This window comes from Acetobacter sp. DmW_043 (assembly GCF_002153485.1).
In the GTDB taxonomy this organism is placed as follows: domain Bacteria; phylum Pseudomonadota; class Alphaproteobacteria; order Acetobacterales; family Acetobacteraceae; genus Acetobacter; species Acetobacter thailandicus.
Genome location: NZ_JOMN01000007.1, coordinates 121,059 through 129,171, shown reverse-complemented (window position 1 = coordinate 129,171; position 8,113 = coordinate 121,059). Strand labels below are relative to the sequence as shown.

Genomic DNA, 8,113 nt, shown 5'->3' with positions numbered 1-8,113 from the left:
GTCCGCAATCCATATCGCTGCAAGCTTCATCTTCTATCTCAAAGAATGAGTCCTGAGCCTAATCTTTTTACCCTTCTAAATAATCTGTTTATTTCGCGTTTGTCCTTCTCCAGATCCTCGGAGGAGCTTGAATTTTCTTCATAAAATTTCGGCAGAGATTTAGCCACAAGTGAAGGCAAATGAGACATTTAAAGTGTCCTGCCTGGCTGTTGGGTGGAGCAGTAATCCCCCCAAGATGTCATCATAACCCGCCGTTTTTCTAAAAGATTTCCTCGGCGATAAGCGGCCTCAACTTTGTTTCCGATCGCATGAGCCAGGGCCATTTCAGCGATATCACCATCAAAGGTTGTTTCTTCCGCAACCCAGTCGCGGAAAGACGATCGGAAACCATGTGGGACGGCTTCGATTTTGGCGTCTCGACAGATTTTAGTCAGCGTCATGTCCGACAGCGGCTTCGCCCCTCGCTGCCCTGGAAAGACCAGCGGGCTTCGTGCCTCCCGATAGGTCGCAGCTTTACGCAACAGCGCGAGTGCTGGCGGCGAGAGAGGGATGACATGCTCCCGGCCTGCCTTCATACGCTCAGCCGGGATCGTCCAGAGAGCGTTCTCGAAATCAATCTCATCCCACGTTGCCCCCCGGATCTCGCCAGAGCGCGCTGCCGTGAGGATTAAGACAGACAGCGCTAAGCGACCGATCGAATCGCCACCCTGGAGATAAGACAGGAATTGCGGAACCTCCGCATAGGGAAGTGCTGCATGATGAACTGGCCTGGATTTAATTCTGGGAAGAGATTTGTCCATTGCAGCGAGCGGCAACGGTAAGGTTCGGTAGCCTTTACCAATAGCCCAGTCGACGACGCTGCCTATGCGCTGACGCACCCGGCGCGCTGTTTCGGGTTTCTCCAGCCAGATAGGGGCGACAACATCGCGAGCATGATGTCCGTCGAGCTCCGAAACAGAGAGTTCACCAATGACAGGAAAGGCATAGCGCTCAAGCGTGGACAACCACTGAGCGCGGTGCTTCTGGTTTTTCCAGCTTGCCTTGTTCTCGGCGAAGACCAGAGAGACGGCTTCTCGAAATGTGGGGATGCCTGCCTCTTTACGACGCTCTGAGACGGGGTCAATTCCGACCTCGACCTGCATTCGCGTTTTGACGGCGCGCTCCCGAGCGAGAGCCAAAGGCACCTTCTTGACGCTGCCTAAGCCGATATCTCGCCTCTTGCCGTTCTTTTGGACGCGACAAACCCAGGATTTACTCCCCGCGGGAGTCACAACGAGATAGAGGCCATCGCCATCACCATAGCGTCCAGGTTCTTTTGCGGCTCTTACAGAGGTCGCTGATAACCGCCCCATCTATTCCCACACTCCATACCACGTGATCTGTGGGATATCATGCAATTCGATGAGTCGGGATGCAACACTAAATGCGATGATATATGCGGAAATCCGCCATTTGTGATACGCATTGAAACTGTATTGTAAGGGTAGCTGGCGGAGAGAGAGGGATTCGAACCCTCGGTACGCTATTAACGTACACACGCTTTCCAAGCGTGCGCCTTAAGCCGCTCGGCCATCTCTCCGGCGCGCACCGGTAATAGCAAGCCTGACGAAACTGGCAAGAGAAATTTTCACTTCTCAGGGTATTTCAGACAGAAAAAGCATCATAGCGGGCATTTCTGATAAAAGCCTTAATCGCTTCAGGACTTTTTTGCCCAGGGGAGACCTCAACACCGGAGGACACATCAACCGCAGGTGCGCCCGTCTGCCCAATAGCCTGAGCCACGTTATGCGGTGTCAGACCACCTGCCAGCATCCATTCAAAATCAGGGGTCCAGCCAGTCAGAACAGACCAGTCAAGCGTAACAGCATTACCACCAGGACGATCAGACTGAGCAGGTGGCTTAGGTTCGATCAAAAGCCGGTCAGCAGACAACATCTCTGCCTCCGGCAGGTCGCTCCGCCGGGTAACGGCATATGAAAGCCAGACAGGCAACCCAAAACACTGCTGTATCTCACTCATCCGTGCAGGACTGGCATAAACCTGCAGAACATCAAGTGAAACATAGTCCAGTACACGGGCTATGTCATCATTCTCAGGGTGCACAAACAACCCTACCCGCTCAGGCCCGCCGGCATGACGTAATGATAAGACCTGTGCCCGCTGCGGGGCCACATTGCGCGGTGAACGATCAAAAAAAACAAAACCAACCCAGTCAGCCTGATGCTCAACACAGGCATCAAAACCTGCCTCTTCTGTCAGGCCACAAATTTTAACACCTCTGCGCGTCAGGCTGCCGGGCTGTATCATGGGTTAACCTGCCAGCTCTGCTGCAATCGCACGGGCTGCTTCGGCCGGGTCAGCAGCCTGGGTAACAGGGCGCCCCACAACAATCCAGTCGGCGCCGGCATCACGTGCCTGCGCAGGCGTCATAATACGCTTCTGATCGCCGGCCTGACTACCTGCCGGGCGAATACCAGGTGTAACCAGCAAAGGTGCATCCCCCAGCGCGTCACGCAACGGACTGAGTTCATGAGCCGAACACACCAGACCATCCATTCCTGAAGAAACGGCGAGCTTACCAAGACGCAGCACCTGGTTGCGTGGGGTATCATTCACACCTGTTTCTGCAAGGGCCTGATCATCAAGGCTGGTAAGCACTGTCACGGCCAGCAGAGCTGGTCTCTCTCCTTCAGGAAAGGACTCATCACAGGCTTTGCGTGCAGCTTCCATCATGGCGCGGCCGCCAGAGGCATGCAGTGTCAGCAAACGCGGGCGCAAATGCGATAATGCCCGCACTGCTGAACCCACAGTATTAGGAATATCATGCAGTTTCAGGTCGAGAAAAAGCGGTACGCCACCCGCAACCTCTGCCATCGCGTCAAGCCCGGCTGAATAAGCAAACTCAAGCCCCAGCTTCACAGCTCCGGCAGCAGGCCCCACGGCACCTGCCCAGGCGCGTGCCTGAGCAACATCCTGCGTATCAAGAGCAACGATAAGACCGGTATGACGTTTCATGTTCTGACAGACTCTTCTGTTAAAGAATCAGGTGTATGGGCGGCAGGTGCGACATCAGAAATACTCGCGGCCTGCACCTTAAGAAGCTGAGCCTCAAGCTCTTTCACACGTTGTTCAGCTTTGCGCGCGCGCCGCCTTTGCCCAAGCTCAGACACCCAGAAGCAAAAAGCACCGATAAGAAACGCTATCGCTGACACTACGAGCGCGAACACACCAAGCGAGCACCGCCAGGTATAGATCATCAGCCACATATTCTGAGGGTCCTGATTACTGGCACAAAATACCAGCAAAACAAGCAGGAAAGGGATAACTACAAACAACCTGATCATGTTTTTTCTTGTAACCTTACACCTGAAAAAAGGACAAGGGAGCCCTCTTCATACAGGGCCACCGGCAAGAAAGATATGATCTTTCTTTTATGTCTTTACCCTTTCTGCAAAAGATCGGACATCTTTTCTGACAATGCTTTACCGATGCAGACTCGAAAAGGCGTTATGTTGCTGCTATACAGTATTTTCAGAATTCTGGTCTCGTTTCAGCAACAAAAAACAAGACGGCCAATACATAAGGAACAGGGAGTTTTTATAATTATGTCCCGCCACAAAAGAAAGTCCGGGTCCTCCCATAAAGGTTATACTGAGCCACAGAGGAAACCACAAATACTGACAGGCCTTCAGTATAATAAATCCGTCACATTTCAGGTTATGAATGCACCTGCTATTTATAACATCGCTAAAGAGCGGCCCCACATGGCCATCATTGTTGATGTACGGGCCAGCCAGCTGACGAAAGACCAGCCAGATTTTGAGGTTGAACTTATTTTGCAGTGCCGCGGGCAAAGCAGCAATCCGCCTGCAGGTGAAGAACCCACTACATTTTTCGAGACCTCTCTCACCTATGCAGGCATTTTCACGCTTGTGAACTCCACCCCCGAAAGTCTGGAACCTCAACTCCTGGTTGATGCTCCGCATATACTCTTTCCGGGAGCACGGCATGTTCTTTCCACTCTCAGCCGCGAGGCCGGCTTTCTGCCTGTCATCATACAGAAGATCGACTTTGCAAAACTATGGCAGGAACGAAAGGTGACCGTCTGAGTTCCACATCTTTATAGAAACACAAGCTATTCTACCCTCTCTCTGAAAAACAGAAAGTCAGTCTATGACCACAGCTCCTGACGCAGCACTCTGGCATAAATTTGATGCAGCCTGGTACCGCGATGAATACAAAGAGGTGCTCGGGGCAGACCTGCTCCGGTCTTCCGATAATAATCTTCAAAGCTGGTACCACAAAGAAGGGGCTTTTTCAGGTCATTCACCCAACCCTTATTTTCATGAAGAATGGTATCGCCAGAATAGTTCAGACGCCCAGCAGGCCCTGAGCAGCGGCGCCCTGCGTTCAGGCTTCGAGCATTATTGTGCGCATGGCTACCGGACTGAATCGCCTCATTATCTCTTCTCCGAGCGCTATTACCGTGCACAAAACCCTCATCTTTCTGATGAGGCCCTGACTGCCGGCGGATATGCCAACGGATATGACCATTATCTGCGCGCAGGCGACAAAGAGCACCTCTCAGGCCATATTTTTTTCAACCCGGCTGTTTACTATAAAAACTGCGGCTTATCCCCTGACACACAGCCACTGTCACCCTTCAGACATTTTCTGCTCAGCAATCGCAATCTGCCTGATCAGATTATGATTTCTGAACATTTTGATCCTGTGTGGTATAGCCTGATCAACCCCACGGCCCGAACGATGGTCTCCTTTGGTTTCATGCCCAATTTGCTGTATCTCTTTCTCAACCAGTTTTCACCTGAGGCTTTTTAGGCCTTAGTCCACTTTTCACACTACAGGTCACAGGCTGGTATTCATCAGCCCGGCCACTGACCCTATTATTTTTTGAGACAACAGGACGACCAACACTCATGACACTCAATGCTGCATTGCTCCAGGCCGACAAAGACCTTGATGTCAGCCTGAACCGTCTTTTTGAGCTGCTGCGTATACCCAGCATTTCAACACGACCTGAAAATGCACCTGATTGCCGAAAAGCTGCTGAATGGCTTACCGCAACCCTGACAGACACAGGGTTTGAGGCCAGTGTACGCAACACGCCTGGCCACCCGATGGTTGTTGCTCACATTAAAGGCCCGGCAGATGCTCCTCATGTGCTGTTTTATGGCCACTATGATGTACAGCCTGTTGACCCGCTAAACCTGTGGCATTCTGACCCTTTTGAGCCAGCTATCGTCACGACACCTTCTGGCGAAAAAGAAATAACGGCACGTGGAGCCGCTGACGATAAGGGCCAGCTTATGACCTTTATCGAGGCCTGCCGCGCACTTAAAACCACATGCGGCACTCTGCCTCTTAATGTCAGCATTCTTCTTGAAGGTGAGGAAGAATCCGGCGGAGAAAACCTGCTGCCGTTCCTTCAGGCTAACAAAGATGAACTAAAAGCTGATGTTGCCCTGATTTGCGACACCAACATGCTCAGCGGTGGCAAGCCGGCGATCACCACCATGTTGCGTGGTATGACCGGCGAAGAGGTTACACTGACAGCCGCTAAGCGTGACCTGCACTCCGGCATGTATGGCAATGCCGCCCGCAACCCCATTCAGGTACTGTGTGACATCCTCTCTGACATGCGTGACGGTGCAACCGGGCGCGTCACCCTGCCTGATTTTTACGAGGGCGTGCCTGTTATCCCTGAAGAAACACGGGCACAATGGCGTGAAATTGCCTCTGAAACAGGTGATAGTCTTAGCCCTGTTGGTCTGAGCATTCCCGCTGGTGAAGCTGGTTACTCAGCCCTTGAGCAGACATGGAGCCGACCCAGCTTTGAAATTAACGGCATCAGCGGCGGCTATGAAGGAGAAGGTTTTAAAACCGTTCTGCCCTCAAAAGCTTCTGCAAAAGTCTCTTTCCGTCTGGTTGGCGATCAGGATCCTGAGAAAATCCGTGCAGCTTTTCGTGCTCATGTGCTGGCCCGCCTGCCCGCTGACTGCACAGCAGAATTTATAAGTCATGGCGGATCACAGGCCAGCATGGTCTCCCCTGACATGCCATTTCTTCCCCCTGCCCTCGCCGCACTCGAAGCCGAATGGCAGAAACCTGCAGCCATTACAGGATGTGGCGGATCTATTCCCGTTGTCACTGAAATTCAGCAGGCTCTGGGTATGACCTCTCTGCTAATCGGGTTTGGTCTTGATGACGACCGTATTCACTCACCCAATGAGAAATATAACCTGAGCAGTTTCCATAAAGGCATCCGTTCATGGATCCGCGTTCTTTATGCCCTGACAGGCCAGGCCCCCGCCTGACATAACGGAGAAGCATATTATGCTGGTTCTGACACAGGGTGACCCTGCTGGCATCGCCCCCGAAATAACAATCGGGGCCTGGCAGGCTTTGCGTAATCAGGGGCCGGCATTTGTGTTTCTCGGTGCGCCAGAACTACTGGCGGGACGTGTACCGGTACAAATTATTGAAAAACCATCTCAGGCCCAGGCTGTTTTCGCACACGCTGTACCGGTTATCCCCCTGAAACTTAACACCCCTGCAGTGCAGGGGCATCCTGACAGCCGTAATGCTGAAAGCATCATCACCAGTATCAGCGAGGCTGTCAGGCTCGTGCAGACTGATGCCGCGACAGCACTTATTACAAACCCTATCAGTAAAGATGTACTCAAACAGGCAGGCTTTGCTCATCCTGGCCATACCTCTTACCTGGCTGAGCTGTGTCATACCCCGGGTGAAGATGTCATGATGCTTGCTGGCCCGTCCTTACGGGTTGTACCTGTCACAGTACATGTATCGCTCAAAACAGCTATTTCCCAGCTCTCCTCCGAGCTGATTATCAAAACAGCCCGTACCACCGCATATGGCCTGCGTCATAAATTTGGCATTACCTCACCCCGCATTGCTGTGGCTGGCCTTAACCCTCATGCCGGTGAAAACGGACTGATGGGCACAGAAGAGCGCGATATTATTCTGCCAGCGATCAAAACGCTCCAAAATGAAGGGCTGGCGGTGACAGGACCTTTCCCGCCAGATACACTTTTCACACCTCAGGCACGCAAAAACTACGACGTCGCCCTGTGCATGTATCATGATCAGGGGCTTATACCGCTCAAAACCCTTGATATGGCCGAAGGTGTGAATGTTACGCTCGGCCTGCCCATCATCCGCACCTCGCCCGATCATGGCACAGCTTTTGATATTGCAGGCCAAGGCATTGCTGACCCGTCAAGCCTGCTGGCGGCCATTCGCCTGGCCAGCACACTGGTTCATAACAGAAAGACATATTCATGACTTCTGCCCTTCGCCCCGCTGTGCGCCTTGGTGTTAATATCGACCATGTTGCCACTGTACGTAATGCACGTGGCGGAGCGCACCCCGACCCGGTCGCTGCCGCCCTGCTGGCTCAGCACGCCGGGGCTGATGGTATTACTGCTCATTTACGCGAAGACCGTCGTCACATTCGCGATGCAGACCTGACCCGCCTGCGTGATGCCCTGAAAATTCCACTCAATATGGAAATGGCCGCAACGACTGAAATGGTACAGATTGCCAGCACGCTCAAACCTCATGCCTGCTGCATCGTACCTGAACGCCGTGAAGAGTTAACGACTGAAGGCGGTCTGAATGTTGCGGGGCATCTGAGCACCCTGACACCTCAGGTGCAGAGACTTATCGATAAGGGTATTCGTGTCTCTCTCTTCATTGACCCGGACATGGCACAGATTAAAGCAGCCCATAAAACAGGAGCCCAGGTCATAGAGCTCCATACAGGCGCATATGCTGAGGGCCACCAGGGTGAACTGACACGCTTAAAAAACGCAGCAACGGCAGCGCATACTCTCGGCCTTGAAGTGCATGCAGGACACGGTCTGACATGGGAAAATGTCGGCCCGATTGCGGCTCTGCCAGAAATCAGAGAACTCAACATCGGTCATTTTCTCATCGGACAGGCTATTTTTGATGGACTACCAGCCGTTATCGCAGAAATGAAACGTCGCATTGCTCTGGCTGCCAGTGCCTGAACAATATCTTTTAACGATTACCCGATAAGGAAAAACCGGCACTGATCTGCTCAGAC

9 protein-coding genes and 1 tRNA gene are annotated in these 8,113 nt (G+C 52.6%); 5 read left to right on the top strand and 5 right to left on the bottom strand.

Annotation, left to right across the window (positions count from 1 at the left end; translation table 11 throughout):
- Positions 1-188: 188 nt before the first annotated feature.
- From HK11_RS02225 to HK11_RS02205, 5 genes are all read right to left on the bottom strand, one after another.
- A complete protein-coding gene (locus HK11_RS02225) occupies positions 189-1,352 on the bottom strand; it encodes a site-specific integrase (protein ID WP_086553704.1) in 1,164 nt (387 codons plus the stop codon).
- Positions 1,353-1,488: 136 nt separating this feature from the next.
- Positions 1,489-1,579, bottom strand: a tRNA-Ser gene (locus HK11_RS02220).
- A gap of 65 nt (positions 1,580-1,644) precedes the next feature.
- Complete coding sequence (locus HK11_RS02215; RefSeq protein ID WP_086553703.1) at positions 1,645-2,307, bottom strand: phosphoribosylanthranilate isomerase; 663 nt, start codon at positions 2,305-2,307, stop codon at positions 1,645-1,647.
- Positions 2,308-2,310: 3 nt separating this feature from the next.
- Complete coding sequence (gene pyrF, locus HK11_RS02210) at positions 2,311-3,015, bottom strand: orotidine-5'-phosphate decarboxylase (protein WP_086553702.1); 705 nt, start codon at positions 3,013-3,015, stop codon at positions 2,311-2,313.
- Positions 3,012-3,344, bottom strand: coding sequence for a lipopolysaccharide assembly protein LapA domain-containing protein (locus tag HK11_RS02205; RefSeq protein ID WP_086553701.1), 333 nt, complete (start codon positions 3,342-3,344; stop codon positions 3,012-3,014). The genes pyrF and HK11_RS02205 overlap by 4 nt, the downstream gene beginning before the upstream one ends.
- Before the next feature lie 261 nt (positions 3,345-3,605).
- Between HK11_RS02205 and HK11_RS02200 the strand changes: the two genes are divergently transcribed.
- From HK11_RS02200 to HK11_RS02180, 5 genes are all read left to right on the top strand, one after another.
- Positions 3,606-4,109, top strand: coding sequence for a protein-export chaperone SecB (locus HK11_RS02200; protein ID WP_086553722.1), 504 nt, complete (start codon positions 3,606-3,608; stop codon positions 4,107-4,109).
- Between the two features lie 64 nt (positions 4,110-4,173).
- The gene (locus HK11_RS02195) at positions 4,174-4,839 is read left to right on the top strand and encodes a glycosyl transferase (RefSeq protein ID WP_086553700.1); all 666 of its coding nucleotides are present in this window, start codon (positions 4,174-4,176) and stop codon (positions 4,837-4,839) included.
- Between the two features lie 98 nt (positions 4,840-4,937).
- The gene (locus HK11_RS02190; protein WP_086553699.1) at positions 4,938-6,335 is read left to right on the top strand and encodes a dipeptidase; all 1,398 of its coding nucleotides are present in this window, start codon (positions 4,938-4,940) and stop codon (positions 6,333-6,335) included.
- Positions 6,336-6,354: 19 nt separating this feature from the next.
- Complete coding sequence (pdxA, locus tag HK11_RS02185; RefSeq protein WP_086553698.1) at positions 6,355-7,326, top strand: 4-hydroxythreonine-4-phosphate dehydrogenase PdxA; 972 nt, start codon at positions 6,355-6,357, stop codon at positions 7,324-7,326.
- Positions 7,323-8,057 (top strand): pyridoxine 5'-phosphate synthase, encoded by a 735-nt coding sequence (locus tag HK11_RS02180; protein WP_086553697.1) that lies wholly within the window; start codon positions 7,323-7,325, stop codon positions 8,055-8,057. The genes pdxA and HK11_RS02180 overlap by 4 nt, the downstream gene beginning before the upstream one ends.
- Positions 8,058-8,113: the final 56 nt, after the last annotated feature.